This is a genomic window from Acinetobacter sp. TGL-Y2 (assembly GCF_001612555.1).
In the GTDB taxonomy this organism is placed as follows: Bacteria; Pseudomonadota; Gammaproteobacteria; order Pseudomonadales; family Moraxellaceae; genus Acinetobacter.
The window spans coordinates 2,344,798-2,360,176 of the sequence record NZ_CP015110.1 but is presented as its reverse complement, the minus strand read 5'-3'; the positions used below and the strand labels follow the sequence as shown (position 1 = coordinate 2,360,176).

The window sequence follows — 15,379 nt, the reverse complement described above, 5'->3', positions numbered from 1 at the left end:
CTGAGTGATTTATGCAGCAGATTCCTAAACATCTAAAAAGTTGGCTGAATGCATCTGGATCATTGACTCAGCAACTGACCGATTTGGCAGATGGTACATTTAAAGTTGAACCTGTGAAAGAGCATTTTCAGCGCTTAATGTTTTTAGATGCACAGTGGATGCAGATGCCAACGCATCATACCTCATGGGTGAGAGAAAGTTTTCTCTATGGCTGTGAAGAACTACCTTGGGTCAAGGCAAAAAGTATTTTTCCAATTTTAAGTTTGCAAAAAAAAGCACGAATATTTCAGCATATTGGTACTAAGCCTATAGGCTTATTTTTATTTCAGCGTACAAATCCTGTGTGTGAAAGAAGAGTGATCTGGCTTGAAGATGGTTGGACTCGGCAGAGCTGTTATACTTGGCATGGTTGTAAATTTATTGTACAAGAAACTTTTTTGCCGAGCTTTGAGCAATTTATTCAGCAAAAAAAATGATTTTAGGTGGTTAAGGACAGTCATGGCAACAACAGCGACGATTTCATGGGGTGAACGCTTAAAGGCGTATTATTATTTATGCCGTTTTGATAAGCCTATAGGCACGGAGCTGGTGTTTTGGCCGACCATGTGGGCGCTTTGGATTGCAGCCAAAGGCATGCCAAGTTTTGCTGTTATTGTCCCAATGATACTCGGGGTGATTTTCATGCGTGCGGCAGGTTGTGCCATCAATGACTTCGCAGACCGCAAAGTCGATGGCGCAGTGGAGCGAACCAAAAATCGACCTTTGGCAACGGGAATTATAAGTGCCAAAGAAGCATTAATGGTCTTTGCGATCTTGGTGTTGGCCAGTGCATGTTTACTGTTTTTTTTACCCGTTGAAACCTTTTATTGGTCGTTTGGCGCGTTGATTCTGGCGTTCATTTATCCATTCATGAAGCGTTATACGCATTTGCCTCAAGTTTTTTTGGGCGCGGCATTTTCATGGTCTATTCCCATGGCCTATACCGCAGTGGGGCAAACACCGGATTTAACCTGCTGGCTTTTGTATTTTGCTAATCTGGCATGGACGGTGGCTTACGATACCCAATATGCAATTACGGACCGAGACGATGATCTAAAAATTGGCGTCAAATCGACAGCGATTCTATTTGGTCAATATGACATTGAAATCATTTCTGTGTTGCAGATCATGAGCATGGTTTTAATGGGGTGGGCTTTACATCTCGAAAATATCTTACTGCCTTTTGGGCTGATTGCGCTACTGATGGTCATGGCAGATTTTATCTATCAATGGACCAAAACCAAAGACCGTCATCCCCAGTTATGCTTTTGGGCATTTCGACACAATCGGTGGGTCGGATTGATGATTTTTATGGGGATATTTTTCGCCTTTTTATAAAAAACAAGTTGAGAAATAAGCATAAAGCATCCTAGTCAGATGCTTTTTTTTGTGTTCTATTAAATACAGCTCAAGGTGAGCGTACATAAAACAAAAAAGGAAGTTGAGTATGAAGATGTTCTATAAAAAATCATTATTGACACTGATGTGTTCGACGGCACTGCTACTTTCGGCATGTAATGACGATGATGATAAAGATGAATACAGTTCTGGGAAAACTTACCAATCTGAGCTTAATTACAGTCAAGATACTTTAGCAGAAGCATCCTCAATCAAAGTCATGACCTATTTGATGCCAAATGTTCAAGGGAAAAATGCAAAAGCGACAGCAATGGTCATGTTTCCGAAAACACCGAAGCCAGAAAATGGTTGGCGGGTTGTGATTTGGGCTCACGGGACGACAGGCATAGGGGATTCATGTGCACCAAGTAATAACCCTTTCAATGAACGATTTGAAATTTTAGCCAATAGTTTACTGAAAGAAGGTTATGTGGTGGTTGCACCTGATTATGAAGGTTTGGGAACAAGTGGTATCCATCCTTATCTTAATTTAAGTAGCGCTGCAAAATCTGCAACCTATGCGGTTGATGCAGTGCAAGAAAAATACGGCAAAGATTTAAATAAATCATGGATGTCGATAGGACAATCACAAGGCGGACATGCATCATTGGCGATCGCTGAATTCGCGAATGCCAATGCGGACTACAAGGGGGCTGTGGCCACTGCACCTGCATCGAGTTTAGGCTACATCATTACACAGGTTGCACCGCTTGCGATTGCTCAAATTGCAGCAGGTGAAAAAACAGGCGCATATCCACCTGGTGCATCTATTGCGGTCTATTCTGAACTTCTGGCTTATGCAGCCTACACAGGCGTCGGTATTCGTGCCTATGATCCTCAATTTAATTTAAGTACGATTTTTGAAGATGGTGCCAAACTCATTGCTGAAAAAGCCGAAGGAACGACAGGGGACAATGGTCAGTGTCTACAGCCATTAATGAACGAATTTATGACCGATATTGGGACATTCTTGGCTAAAAATACAGACAAGACCATTTTGGATTATCCAGGTTTAAAAGATGGATTTGAAAAGGATCCTGTCGTTGCAAAGTTCTTGGTCGATAACCAACCAGCAACCAAAAAATTGAACAAGCCGCTATATGTGGTTCAAGGTCAATTGGATACCGCTGTTCCATACCAAGTGACTCAAGGTTTGGTGCAACAATTAAATGCCTTAGGCACAACACCACCGGCTATTTTGGATATTGTGGAAGGAGCAGGTCATACGCAAGCAATTGTTCAGAAAAATACCGAAGTGGTGGCTTTTGTTAAGAAACATATGCCAGCACGTTAATTGATTTTAAAGTATTTTTTACATCGAAGAGAAAGGGCTGAAGCCCTTTTTCTTTAACCAAAATAAAATAAATAGGCACAATGCAATTCAATCTCGACAGAATGAGAATAAACGTTTTTTAAAATAACGATTGATGGCCTGTATTATGGATGTTCGTGCTTCATAGCGACCAAAAAAACGGATTTTAACCTTGTTTGATCCTGAGTATGATGCATTTGGTGCGGGTTGGAACATTACTGGTTCTGGCGGTTTAACGCGTAAGGGCTATTTAAACGGTACCCAGTCACATTATGCTTTTTTACCTGAGCATCATACCGACTTTATTATGTCGACCTATGCTGAAGAGTTTGGTCTATTGGGGGTGTTCGTTTATTTAGCCTGTATGGTTGTATTATTATTCGAGTCCTATATACAGTTCCCTGAACTCATTTCATGATTTCGGACGAATTTTGGCAGCAACATTGCCGCTGTCTTTCTTCTTTTTGGTTGCCGTCAATTCGGGCATGTTCAGTGGTATTTTCCAGTCACGGGAGATCCATTACCCTTTATGAGTTATGGTAGAGCTGCATTGATTACGTTGTTGGCAGGGTTTGGCATTATGATGTCGGTACATACACGTCGTTGAATAATCGTTAAATAGTCGTTGAAGAATGGTGTTTAATTTAGTCCAATTAATGATGGATGTAGAGGAGCGTTCGCTGTGCTCAGGTTTAATTTAAAGCCCCATTCTGCTATATTGCGCATGCTTTTTTACTCTTTCAGCTCAGGTACTATCATGTCTAAACCAGCGAAGAAATTGACACCAAAATTTATTTTACTGATCTGCCTTGGGCCTTTAATTCCTGCACTGATTATCGCGATTGCATTTTTTGCCATTAAAAGTGATGCCAAAAATCAAGCTAAATATGACCGTTTACGCGCAGAACAAGCGATGCGTATTGAAGCCAAGGCACAAGCAGACAAACTTAAAACTGCAGATTCTGAGCATGAGTCTCAAGCAGAATAATCATTTTATGTGCAGTGTTCAGTTAAAGAATATCTTTTTTTAAGGTTTGTACGCTCGGAATTTCGGTATAGCGCTTCACGCGATAGCCTGCTTCATACAGCATGGCATCGCGCTGGGCATCTTCAACTTCTCGTCCAATATGACTTGGATCATCCAGTTCGATCACCATCACCACTTCTAAATCTTTATCCAGCAGGACAAAGTCTGTGACTTTGCGATTAAAGCGCGCGCGAATTTTTAAATTGTTATTGGTAATGAGCGCACTAAATGCCACTTGTGCCAAAACATGATAATGCGGAAAGGCTTCCTTTAAGCGAAAGAACATTTTACTTTCAAAAGCAGTGATCACTTTTTTGGGGAAGTAACGCTGTTTAGGATTAAAGTATTGCTGTAGGAAAAGGGTGAGTAGTGCAAGTGTTGCAATACTGCCAATAATGAGGAAGGTGATTTGACTTGAATCGAGCACGGATCTTCATCTTAAAAGTCGAGATAAGCAAAAGCCCACTTCATCATGAGTGGGCTTTTTGGTATTTGGCTCTCCAACCTGGGCTCGAACCAGGGACCTGCGGATTAACAGTCCGTCGCTCTACCGACTGAGCTATTGGAGAATCTGGTACGCATTCTAGGGTTCAAACTGAACTTGGTCAAGCCTCAAAACCTAAAAATATAAGAAAAATGACTCAAGTGATTTAAAAATAATCTAAATTATACTTGTTGAATATTTTTGATGGCATCTACATCGTTTTCTTGGGTTTTTAAGGGGCTCGCCTGACGGCAGTCGTTCATAAGTTTCATGAGCGTACGTTGATCAAGATCTGCATGAATATTAGCTTGAATATATTGAATCAGTTTTTGATGTTGATCTGAATGTTGACTTAAGGCCTGAGTACATTGGTAGAGCCGTTCAAACATTAAGGCAGAAGGCAGTTGTATGGGCAGCGGATTTTTCGGAGCATTTAAAGATAAATAAAATAATCAAAACGATCCAAAAGATCATAGATTTGGGCCAAGGATGCGTCATGGTGTTTATTTTATGGAAGTTAAATTCAGCTGAGGGTAGCTTGAAATTTTGGTGTGAACAAGAGAAGATATTGGCTGCTTTAAATGGGCATAAAAAAAGCCCACTTCATCATGAGTGGGTTTTTTAGAATCTGGCTCTTCCACCTGGGCTCGAACCAGGGACCTGCGGATTAACAGTCCGTCGCTCTACCAACTGAGCTATGGAAGAATATATGGCTCTCCAACCTGGGCTCGAACCAGGGACCTGCGGATTAACAGTCCGTCGCTCTACCGACTGAGCTATTGGAGAATCTGGAGCGGATTTTAGAGATGAAAACCAATAAGGTCAACAGCTTAATCTAAAGAAAGTGTCCGATTGCTTTATAAATATTCAGATCTGCAGCAAAAACTAAAAAACCACCCATAAAGGGTGATTTTTTGAACGAAAAATAAAAAGTTAAAAAAACTTATTTCTCTACACCAGCTTCTTGACCTGCATATTTCGCGTTCGCGTAATCCCAGTTTACAAGGCTTTCTAGGAAAGTTTTGATATAAACAGGACGTGCATTACGGAAATCGATGTAGTAAGCATGTTCCCAAACGTCAATCGTTAATACTGCAACTTTGCCATGTGCAAGTGGTGTGTCAGCATTTGAGGTTTTAAGAATAGATAAGTTGCCGTTAACTTGATCAGCAACCAACCACGCCCAACCAGAACCAAACTGAGTGGTTGCAGCAGCAGCAAATTCTTCAGCAAATTTTTCGTAAGAACCGAATGCTTCATCAATTTTAGCAGCCAAAGGACCAGTCGCTTTACCGCCACCGTTTTTAGCCATACAGTTCCAGTAGAACGTGTGGTTCCAAACTTGTGCAGCATTATTGAAAATACCTGCTTTAGAGGCATCACCAGCAGACGCTGTGATGATTTCTTCTAAAGTTTTGCCTTCAAGATCAGTTCCTTTAATGAGGTTGTTAAGGTTAACAACATAAGTATTGTGGTGCTTATCATGATGGAATTCTAAAGTTTCTTTGCTGATATGTGGAGCAAGATCTTCGTAACCGTATGGTAGAGCTGGTAAAGTAATCGTTGTCATGTTTTCAATTCCTTGCATTTTGCTGGGTTTTTGACATTAAGTGGCTTTATTGTAATGGATTCTCCGCCTAAATTGCGCATTGCTTATAAATAACAATACAGAATAAAGCTCGAATTTATACGTATAAAGAAAAATGCCAAACGCCGTTAGATAAAATTAAATCGGGTTATTTAATTCGAAATAAATATACTCAATATTAAATTGTTCTGAAATAGCTTTGGCTAAACGTTGAACGCCATATTTTTCAGTAGCATGGTGACCGCAAGCATAATAATGAACATCCAATTCTCGCGCTTCGTAAAAGGTTCTTTCACTGACTTCACCTGAAATATAAGCATCACAATCTTGGCTAGCAGCTTTGGAAATGTAATCTTGCGCGCCTCCTGTGCAGAAACCTACTTTGTAAATAGATGTTTTATTTGCGGGTAAATGGATCGCATCGAAACCTAAGCGCTCAGAAACATACGTTTTGAAGGCTTCAGGTGACATGGCTTGCTTTAAATAGCCGATATTTCCAATCGGATGTCGTTCTGTGGAGTCTAGTTGTTCAAGATTTTGTAGTTCGAGTAAGTCTGCAATAGCTGCATTATTACCTAAAGTAGGGTGGCTATCTAAAGGTAAGTGGTATCCCACCAATGAAATATCTTGTTGAATAAGCGCTTTGATGCGTTTTCCGCGCATACCAGTAATGGGGTAGGCTTCACCTTTCCAAAAGTAACCATGATGCACCAGAAGCATATCAGCGCCATATGCAATGGCAGCATCAATCGCGGTCTGGGAGGCGGTCACCGCACACAGAATTTTTTTTACTTCTGCTTTGCCTTCAATTTGCAGTCCATTCGGTGCATAGTCTTTAAATTCAGGTGATTTTAGGGTGTGATCACACCACTGAATAATTTCGTTTAAGCTTGCCATAACTGTCCAAAAAGCTAAAATATTGACTCAATCAAAACATATTTTTTATTGTAACTAAAGCCGAACAAAAGTCTTTGGCGAAATTTATGTATAAGTGGCAATTTTGATTACAATAAGCAAATAGAAAATGCTTTCGCATCAATAAATTAAATAATTCTTAGAGGTAGATCAAGTGCGCCGGTCCTTTACATGGTTACCATGGGTGTTACTCATTATTGTGATTATCAGTTTTGTTACTTGGCAGAAGCTACATCAGCCGAAAGCACCAATAGCAGCTGATGGGGTGAAAATGCCAGCTGAGAAAGTTGAGCCGTTGGTCGACACTTCACGTTCAGGTGGAGTTGTGTCATACAGTGCTGCTGTCAAAGTTGCAGCGCCTGCCGTGGTGAATATATTCACGACCCAAAAGGTCAAACAAATTGATCATCCGTTGCTGAGTGATCCTGCATTTCGCGAGTTTTTTGGCAATCAGTTACCCGACCAACTCAGCCAAGAACCCAATGAAAACAGTTTGGGTTCAGGGGTAATCGTCCGTCCAGATGGTTATATTCTGACCAACAATCATGTGATTGCTCAAGCAGATCAAATTGTGGTTGCGTTACATGATGGACGCCGTGCGGTGGCTAAAGTGATTGGTACGGATCCAGATACAGATCTTGCGGTGATTAAAATTGAGCTGGATAAACTGCCTGTGCTGCCCTTTAAGCTCAGCGGTAATGAAGTGGGTGATGTTGTACTTGCCATTGGAAATCCATTTGGTGTAGGCCAAACCGTGACGCAAGGCATTATTTCTGCGACTGGTCGCTCAGATTTGGGAATTAATACTTACGAAGACTTTATTCAAACTGATGCTGCCATTAATCCAGGCAATTCAGGTGGAGCATTGATTGATGTTGCAGGGAATTTGATTGGTGTGAATACCGCGATCTTCTCACAGTCAGGTGGTTCACTCGGTATTGGTTTTGCGATTCCAGCGAAAATTTGTCAGCAAATCATGAATGCGATTTTAAAAGATGGACGTGTGATTCGTGGCTGGTTGGGGATTAGTTTGGTTCAGCCGACTCAAGAAGATGTGCTCAAACCACGTGAAACGGGTGTTTTGGTAGCAGATGTCCTTAAAGGCGGCCCTGCAGCATTGGCAGGCTTAAAAGTGGGCGATAAAATTGTGAAAGTGAATGACGTGGATATTAGCTCTGCATCACATTTGATCAATTATATTGCTTTGCAAGCACCGAGCAGCACGGTGAACATTTCAGTGATTCGTAAAGAGCAATTGGTGAGTGTTGCCGTCGTGGTCGGAGAGCGTAAAGTACAGAGCAATGCGGACTCACAGTATATTCCATTGCCACAATAAGTCTTTTTAATCTATAGAATTTTATAAACAAAAGCCCTCAATTGAGGGCTTTTGTTTGGATCAAAGTTGATTGAGATGAAAAAGATTTTGTTGTTTTTAAGTTTGAAATGGATGAATAAATGACTGAGTTAAAGTAGTTTTTAAATACAACTTCGAGTTTTTAGTTATGACTAGAAAAATGAAAACAATTGGTTTGATCGGGGGGATGAGTTGGGAGTCCACTGATCTATATTATCAAGGGTTAAATAAAGGTATTCAAAGCCACTTAGGCGGATTTCATTCAGCGCAAATTGTACTTTATAGTGTTGATTTTCATAAGATTGAAGCCTTTCAACGTCATCAGCATTGGACGGAAGCGGGTACATACCTCGCTGAAATCGCTAAAAAATTAGAAAATGCAGGTGCAGATGTGATTGCGCTATGCACCAATACTATGCATAAAGTTGCAGACCAAATTCAACATGATCTAAGTGTTCCTTTCTTACATATTGCAGATGTGACTATGGCTGAGATTCTGAAGTACGGATTAACTAAAATCGCATTGCTGGGGACTGCCTTTACGATGGAACAAGAGTTTTATCATTCGAGATTTAAGCAGCAAGGTATTGAACTCATTGTTCCCGATGAGTCTGATCGTCAGATCATTAATCAGATTATTTATGATGAGCTATGTAAAGGTGTGCTGTTAAATAAGTCTAAACAACAGTATTTAAATATTATTGCTCGCGCAGTCAAAGCGGGTGCGCAAGGTGTGATTTTAGGATGCACCGAAATTGGTTTACTGATCGATCAGCAGGATTTAAATATCCCAGTCTTTGATACCGTGGAAATTCATATGAGTGCTTTGCTTGAATTTGTCTTAAATGAAGCAGATTAAATGTGGTAGGTGAATATGTGGAAGAATAGATTTACACATAAAAAAACCAGTGACGAATCACTGGTTTTTTGAATCCTTAGCATTAGCTTTCTTGCTGGATACCTGCAACCAGCCAATCTTGCGTTGAACCCGCAGGTTTAACAAAGTGCCAGATTTCAGCGAAAGGTTGTGGAAGACTGTTTAAGTCTTCGCTGACTGTACCTGTGAAACGAACGCTAACCACGTATTGACCATTCTCAGTTGCTGAATCAACCACCATTGCATTTAAGTTTGAAAACTCTGCAACGTCTTGATCTTGGTTCGACATAATGTCGCTATGCATAGACTGATACAGATCAGGGGTTAAGTAACGTTGAATCTCAGCAATATTGCTTACTGTATTCATCGATTGAATATGGTTAAAACGCTGACGAGCAACACGTAAGAATACAGCTGGCTCAGTACCATCTGGAAGTGGATTGCCGCTATGCGTCGATGCGCTACCGAATGGTGCTTGAGTTGCTGCTGCACCACCTGCTACAGACTGACCAAAAACATTGGTATTGTCATTTGAAACAGGGGCACGTGGTGCTGCGGTTTGACCAAATGGCGCAGTTGTTGAACCGGCATTATTCGGTGCAAAAGGATTGCTATTAGGGGTTACTTTTTTTTTTGCGCCGAATTTACGGAAGATGAAGAATGCACCTGCAGCAATTAACAAAAGCCAGATCCAACTTGGGATGCCACCTTCCTTTTCTTGTTGCTGTGCAGCTTGTGCTTCACTTGCTGCTACTGCATCATCATCAGCCATAGCATTCATTGCAACAGCACCAATAGCAGCACCAGCAACACCAGCAGCGACCATACCACCGACACCTGGACCAGATTTCTGTGGTGCAGTTGCAGGAGCAGCAGGTCGTTGGGCAGGAGTAGCTTGACGAGGTTGAGATTGGCTTGGCGCAGCAGAACGACTCATGCCATGGCTTTTACCGCCACCGGCACGTTTTGCTTCTGCAAAAGGAGCGACCATTAATGTTGCCATTAAAATTCCTGCAACCAAACTACGCTGTCGAACTTCCATCGAATATTCCTAATAAAAATAAATTTTAACATCCTATTTATGCAAGCTTTCTTGCCAAATTTCAATCTAAATAGTCAGTTTTTTATTTGCGATTTTGCAACTGTTTGTTTTTTATTCATGGATAAACATTTATGAATGTTCATCCGCCAATGCCATGGCTTCGGTTAAGGCCTCATGTAAGCGTGCAACCGAAATAATCGTGACCCCAGACACCGGTTTTTGTGGCGCATTACCACGGGGCACAATAATGTATTTAAACCCATGTTTAATGGCTTCTTTTAAGCGTTCTTGGCCATTGGGAACGGGACGAATTTCACCTGAAAGTCCCACTTCACCAAACACCGCCAGTTGCTGAGGTAAGGCTTTAGAACGTAAACTTGAGGCACATGCCAGCAGCACTGCAAGGTCTGAACCTGTCTCTGTAATTTTCAAACCACCGACCACGTTAACATACACGTCCTGTCCTGAGGTTTGCACCCCGCCATGACGATGCATCACCGCAAGCAGCATATTGAGTCGGTTCTGATCTAATCCCAGTGCAACACGGCGAGGTTGACCATGGGCGTCATCGACCAAGGCTTGCACTTCAACCAAGAGTGGACGTGTACCTTCACGGCTGATCATGACCACTGAACCCGGAATGGCTTCATCATAGCGACTGAGAAAAATTGCAGAAGGGTTAGACACTTCTTTAAGTCCCTTATCCGTCATGCCAAATACGCCCAATTCATTGACCGCACCGAAACGGTTTTTCACCGCACGAATCATACGATAACGCGAATCGGACTGACCTTCGAAATACAGAACACAATCAACCATATGTTCTAAAACACGCGGACCTGCCAGTGCTCCTTCTTTGGTCACATGACCGACTAAGAACAATGCAGTGCCACTATTTTTGGCAAAACGGGTGAGTAGCGCTGCGGACTCTCGAATTTGTGAGACACCGCCAGGCGCAGACTGTAAGGTTTCTGTATATAAAGTCTGAATCGAGTCCAAAATAGCAACCGCAGGACGTTCGTGTGCCAAGACTTCACAAATCCGTTCTACACAGGTTTCTGCCATCACCTTAAGTTGATCTGTGGGCAAGTCTAAACGGCGGGCACGTAATGCCACCTGAGACAAGGATTCTTCACCTGTCACATACAAGGCATGGCTTTTGGCAGATGCCATATGGCAAGCTGTTTGCAATAAAATGGTCGATTTACCAATACCAGGATCACCCCCAATCAGTACCACTGAGCCTGTGACTAGACCACCACCAAGTACACGATCAAATTCACCAATACCGGTATGTAAGCGCGTTTCATGCGAAACGGACACTTGATTGAGCGTGGTAATCGTAGCGGCTTGACCTGCATAACCGCCCCCCATTTTCGGCTGAGCACGATGGGTTACGGCAGGCGCTAGACTCACTTCGGTTAAGCTGTTCCATTCGCCGCAGTCTGTACATTGACCGCCCCATTTTGGATGGTCTGCGCCACATTGCTCACAACGATAAACGGTTTTAACTTTAGCCATATTTCAAACAAAGAGTATGCAATTATGAAATAGCATAGCGATGAATATGGGTGAACACCATGACTTTAGATTTGAATCCATCATATTCATGTCAGGAAAAGGGCTTTATTTTGAGACAAGGGTGTTGAAAGAGACTTCAGCCCCTATAATGGCGATAAGCTTATATTGAAATGGAATGCGACATGCCACAATTACTCCAACATATTGATGCGATTGCACGTGAAAAAAATCGTGACGTGCTGTTTCTACATTTCGAAAATTTTGAACAAGATGATCAGGGCGATGATCCAATTCGATCGATTGTTCTTGCATGGCTTGAAGATCATGACATTGCCTACCAGCCGTGTATGGGGCTTGAACAAGAAGGTTTTGTAGATACCTATTCTGGCGATATTTATATTGATTTGCCCTTGGATGAAACAGATCCGACCTATCAGAAACTCAGTGAATATTTAGAGGATGATGAAGGCAATATGATGCTCGATGGTGTTTTATTTTATGTATTGTCACTTGAAACAGCACTAGACATTGAAGCAGACGCACTGAAACAAAGTGATGATAACGAAGGCTTTACAGGCAAGCCGTCTTAATTAAATAGGCATATATAAAAAGCCACATGGGTGGCTTTTTATTGCTTTAGTAATCTGGTCAAACAAGATTCACACTGGTTTAATACAACTCACCAGATTTACGACGTGCGATAAAGTCTTTAGATTCTTTGGCAATGACACCTGAGAGCAATAACAAGGCAATGAGGTTAGGCACAGCCATTAAGCCATTAAAAGTATCTGCAAATAACCAAACCAAATCAAGTGTTGCAATACAGCCAACAAATACAGAAGCGATATAAATTAAACGATAAGGCAGGACAAACTTTTCACCCAATAAATAGGTACAGCATTTTTCGCCATAATAACTCCAACCTAAAATGGTCGAGTAAGCAAAGAAAATAATGCCAAAAGTCACCACCCAACCACCAATTCCAGGCAGTAATTTGTCAAAAGCGGTAATAGTGAGAACCGCACCAGTTTGATCACCAAAGCTATTGTCGGCACTAATATATGCCATCACCAACACGATCCCAGTGATTGAGCAGACAATAATCGTGTCAATAAAGGTGCCCGTCATCGAAACTAAACCTTGACGAGCAGGGTGATCGGTTTTTGCAGCAGCAGCGGCAATAGGTGCAGAACCCATACCGGCTTCATTTGAAAATACTCCACGTGCCACACCATAACGAATGGCTGCGCCAATCGCACCGCCCACAGCAGCCTCACCAGTAAAAGCATAGGTGAAGATCATTTTTAGAGCAGGTCCAACCAACTCAAGGTTATTAAAAATAATGATTAAACCACCCGCTACATAACCGACCGCCATCACAGGAACAATCACGGAAGAGGCTTTAGAAATGGTTTTAATGCCTCCTAAAATCACCAATGCGGAAAAGGCAGTAATGATGAGCCCAGTTACCCAAGTTTCAAGACCTAAACTGTTTTCTACAGCTAAAGCAACAGTATTGGACTGAACTGAGCTACCAATACCAAATGAAGCTAAAGTACCAAACAGAGCGAAAATAAGCGCTAACCATTTCCATTTTAAGCCACGCTCGATGTAATACATAGGACCACCAGACATTTCACCTTTGTCATTTTTAACGCGGTATTTAACGGCCAAAACACCTTCACCATATTTGGTTGCCATACCAAATAAAGCGGTCATCCACATCCAAAACACCGCACCAGGTCCACCGAGGACACAGGCAGTCGCCACACCTGCAATATTACCTGTACCAATGGTTGCGGAAAGTGCAGTCATGAGGGAGGCAAATTGAGAAATGTCGCCAGAGTCTTGTGTGTTGGGGTGCTTACCAAAGACTTGTTTAAATGCCAGCGGTAACATGCGGAACTGCCAGAACAGCAGTCTAAACGTGAGAAACACACCCGTACCGACAATAAGAACCAGCATATATGGTCCCCAAACCCAGCCACTCAATGTTTCCATTATGGATTGTAATTCTTGCATAGTTCATCCTTATCATTTTACTGTTTGTTATTAATGTTGTCTAAAGCAAGGCTTGTGCCATTGATTTGTTTTAGCTGACGAAATCCATTCGCGTTATTGTTGTCTTTCTAGTTTTTACATAGAGAAGAGGATTTATCAATAAATTTCTCTGTTAATTTGTGCTGAAAAAATAAACTGATGTTTTTGAATATTTAATATAAGAAAAATGAATAAGTTTTTGCAATCGAAATGAAAAAATAGATGGTCACATTTTTCTTTTTGAAATCATTCAATTTTGAGTTAATTTGACGATCTGAACATATAAGGTGAATCTAATAATGTCGGATCAAATAACAAATTCGCCTACCGAAAACGGTGAGTTGCAGCGCAGTTTATCCAATCGCCATTTACAGTTAATTGCGATTGGAGGTGCGATAGGAACAGGATTGTTCATGGGCTCAGGGAAGACCATTAGCCTTGCAGGACCATCAATACTGTTTATTTATATGATTATCGGTTTAATGGTGTTTTTGGTCATGCGTGCGCTTGGCGAATTACTCCTGTCAAACCTTCAGTACAAATCTTTTATCGATTTTTCTACCGATTTAATCGGACCATGGGCGGGCTATTTTGTCGGATGGACCTATTGGCTGTGCTGGATCACCATTGGAATCGCAGACTTATCTGCCATTATTTACTACCTACAATTCTTTAATGGCGGCATGCCCTTTACGCCTCTAGAAGGCGTGCTCATTAGTGTTGCAGCGATTGTTTTTATCACCGGCTTGAACCTTGTAACGGTGAAGTTATTTGGTGAGATGGAGTTCTGGTTCGCCATGATTAAGATCATTGCCATTGTGGTCTTGATTGCTGTGGGTCTATGGATGGTGTTTACAGGGTTCACATCCACCGCAGGTGAAGTGGCTTCATTTACGCATTTGTGGAGTCATGGTGGCATGTTCCCAACAGGATTGGGCGGCTTCTTGGCGGGTTTCCAGATTGCCATTTTTGCATTCGTTGGGGTTGAACTTGTCGGTACAACAGCAGCTGAAACCAAAGATCCTGAGCGTAACTTGCCGAAAGCGGTAAACTCTATTCCAATTCGAATCATTATTTTCTATGTATTGTCTTTAGTGATTGTGATGTCGGTGACACCGTGGAATCAGATTGATCCCACCATTAGCCCATTTGTAAACTTGTTTAGCCAAGCGGGTATTGCAGCTGCTGCCATCATCATGAACTTGGTGGTGTTGTCATCTGTCATGTCTTCAATGAATAGTGGTGTATTTTCAACATCACGTATGTTGTTTGGTTTATCACGTGATGAGCAAGGACCAAAAGCGTTTGGTTTATTGAACCGCCGTGCTGTACCTGCAAATGCCTTGTATTTCTCTACGGTATGTTTGTTGGCCGGTGCTGCTTTACAGTACTTTGTACCGAATACGGTAGAAGCATTTACTTTAGCAACAACCTTATCAACGATCTTGTTTATCTGTGTGTGGTTAATGATTATCTGGAGCTATATGGTTTACTACAAAACTCGTCCAGAATTACATGCAAAATCAACCTTTAAACTGCCAGGCGGTTTGTTTACCTGTTGGTTAGTAATTGTGTTCTTTGTGGGTATGATTGGGGTGCTGGCACTTGAAGAAGATACTCGACGTGCGTTAATGGTCAGCCCAATTTGGTTGTTAATTTTAATCATTGGTTACTATGGTTTTTATAAGAAAAAGCATGTTCATTAAACAATAAATAGACATAGCAAAAACGTCAGCTTGAAGCTGGCGTTTTTTTATGGGCTGTGATTACAGAGACTTTATA

15 protein-coding genes, 3 tRNA genes and 1 pseudogene are annotated in these 15,379 nt (G+C 41.6%); 9 read left to right on the top strand and 10 right to left on the bottom strand.

What is annotated here, in order from left to right:
- Nucleotides 1-11: 11 nt before the first annotated feature.
- The 5 genes and pseudogenes from AMD27_RS11240 (at nucleotide 12) to AMD27_RS11220 (ending at nucleotide 3,737) form a co-directional block, all read left to right on the top strand.
- Entirely contained in the window at nucleotides 12-476 is a 465-nt protein-coding gene (locus tag AMD27_RS11240; RefSeq protein WP_067660466.1) for a chorismate--pyruvate lyase family protein, read from the top strand.
- Nucleotides 477-498: 22 nt separating this feature from the next.
- A complete protein-coding gene (gene ubiA, locus AMD27_RS11235) occupies nucleotides 499-1,377 on the top strand; it encodes a 4-hydroxybenzoate octaprenyltransferase (RefSeq protein ID WP_067660463.1) in 879 nt (292 codons plus the stop codon).
- Nucleotides 1,378-1,486: 109 nt separating this feature from the next.
- Nucleotides 1,487-2,731, top strand: a complete 1,245-nt coding sequence (locus tag AMD27_RS11230; protein WP_067660460.1) for an alpha/beta hydrolase family protein — start codon at nucleotides 1,487-1,489, stop codon at nucleotides 2,729-2,731.
- Nucleotides 2,732-2,921: 190 nt separating this feature from the next.
- Nucleotides 2,922-3,356, top strand: a pseudogene (locus tag AMD27_RS19290) (FtsW/RodA/SpoVE family cell cycle protein).
- 150 nt (nucleotides 3,357-3,506) lie between these two features.
- Nucleotides 3,507-3,737, top strand: a complete 231-nt coding sequence (locus AMD27_RS11220; RefSeq protein WP_067662981.1) for a hypothetical protein — start codon at nucleotides 3,507-3,509, stop codon at nucleotides 3,735-3,737.
- A gap of 22 nt (nucleotides 3,738-3,759) precedes the next feature.
- On the opposite strand, the gene AMD27_RS11215 is transcribed toward AMD27_RS11220, so the two are convergent.
- From AMD27_RS11215 to AMD27_RS11185, 7 genes are all read right to left on the bottom strand, one after another.
- Nucleotides 3,760-4,203 (bottom strand): DUF2726 domain-containing protein, encoded by a 444-nt coding sequence (locus tag AMD27_RS11215; protein WP_067660454.1) that lies wholly within the window; start codon nucleotides 4,201-4,203, stop codon nucleotides 3,760-3,762.
- A 66-nt stretch (nucleotides 4,204-4,269) separates the two neighbouring features.
- Nucleotides 4,270-4,345, bottom strand: a tRNA-Asn gene (locus tag AMD27_RS11210).
- 97 nt (nucleotides 4,346-4,442) lie between these two features.
- Complete coding sequence (locus tag AMD27_RS11205; RefSeq protein WP_067660451.1) at nucleotides 4,443-4,649, bottom strand: hypothetical protein; 207 nt, start codon at nucleotides 4,647-4,649, stop codon at nucleotides 4,443-4,445.
- 240 nt (nucleotides 4,650-4,889) lie between these two features.
- Nucleotides 4,890-4,965 (bottom strand) — tRNA-Asn (locus AMD27_RS11200).
- 5 nt (nucleotides 4,966-4,970) lie between these two features.
- A tRNA-Asn gene (locus AMD27_RS11195) sits at nucleotides 4,971-5,046 on the bottom strand.
- Nucleotides 5,047-5,203: 157 nt separating this feature from the next.
- Complete coding sequence (locus tag AMD27_RS11190; RefSeq protein WP_067660448.1) at nucleotides 5,204-5,830, bottom strand: superoxide dismutase; 627 nt, start codon at nucleotides 5,828-5,830, stop codon at nucleotides 5,204-5,206.
- A gap of 156 nt (nucleotides 5,831-5,986) precedes the next feature.
- Nucleotides 5,987-6,745: a Nif3-like dinuclear metal center hexameric protein gene (locus AMD27_RS11185; protein WP_067660445.1), complete on the bottom strand. Its 759-nt coding sequence runs from the start codon at nucleotides 6,743-6,745 to the stop codon at nucleotides 5,987-5,989.
- Nucleotides 6,746-6,917: 172 nt separating this feature from the next.
- On the opposite strand from AMD27_RS11185, the gene AMD27_RS11180 reads away from it, so the two are divergent.
- On the top strand, nucleotides 6,918-8,099 hold the full coding sequence (locus AMD27_RS11180) for a trypsin-like peptidase domain-containing protein (RefSeq protein ID WP_067660442.1): 1,182 nt from the start codon (nucleotides 6,918-6,920) through the stop codon (nucleotides 8,097-8,099).
- 178 nt (nucleotides 8,100-8,277) lie between these two features.
- Nucleotides 8,278-8,976 carry an aspartate/glutamate racemase family protein gene (locus AMD27_RS11175; protein ID WP_067660439.1) on the top strand — a complete coding sequence of 233 codons (699 nt, stop codon included), beginning with the start codon at nucleotides 8,278-8,280 and terminating at the stop codon, nucleotides 8,974-8,976.
- An 82-nt stretch (nucleotides 8,977-9,058) separates the two neighbouring features.
- Here the strand turns inward: AMD27_RS11175 and AMD27_RS11170 are convergent, their stop codons facing one another.
- Together AMD27_RS11170 and radA are read right to left on the bottom strand one after the other, a co-directional pair.
- The gene (locus AMD27_RS11170) at nucleotides 9,059-10,036 is read right to left on the bottom strand and encodes a Tim44 domain-containing protein (protein ID WP_067660436.1); all 978 of its coding nucleotides are present in this window, start codon (nucleotides 10,034-10,036) and stop codon (nucleotides 9,059-9,061) included.
- A gap of 129 nt (nucleotides 10,037-10,165) precedes the next feature.
- The gene (gene radA, locus AMD27_RS11165; RefSeq protein WP_067660433.1) at nucleotides 10,166-11,557 is read right to left on the bottom strand and encodes a DNA repair protein RadA; all 1,392 of its coding nucleotides are present in this window, start codon (nucleotides 11,555-11,557) and stop codon (nucleotides 10,166-10,168) included.
- A gap of 182 nt (nucleotides 11,558-11,739) precedes the next feature.
- Here radA and AMD27_RS11160 point away from each other — a divergent pair, with 182 nt between their 5' ends.
- Entirely contained in the window at nucleotides 11,740-12,147 is a 408-nt protein-coding gene (locus AMD27_RS11160) for a hypothetical protein (RefSeq protein WP_067660430.1), read from the top strand.
- 79 nt (nucleotides 12,148-12,226) lie between these two features.
- Here the strand turns inward: AMD27_RS11160 and AMD27_RS11155 are convergent, their stop codons facing one another.
- Nucleotides 12,227-13,579 (bottom strand): alanine/glycine:cation symporter family protein, encoded by a 1,353-nt coding sequence (locus AMD27_RS11155; RefSeq protein ID WP_067660427.1) that lies wholly within the window; start codon nucleotides 13,577-13,579, stop codon nucleotides 12,227-12,229.
- A 317-nt stretch (nucleotides 13,580-13,896) separates the two neighbouring features.
- Here AMD27_RS11155 and AMD27_RS11150 point away from each other — a divergent pair, with 317 nt between their 5' ends.
- Nucleotides 13,897-15,303 (top strand): amino acid permease, encoded by a 1,407-nt coding sequence (locus AMD27_RS11150; RefSeq protein WP_067660424.1) that lies wholly within the window; start codon nucleotides 13,897-13,899, stop codon nucleotides 15,301-15,303.
- Nucleotides 15,304-15,379: the final 76 nt, after the last annotated feature.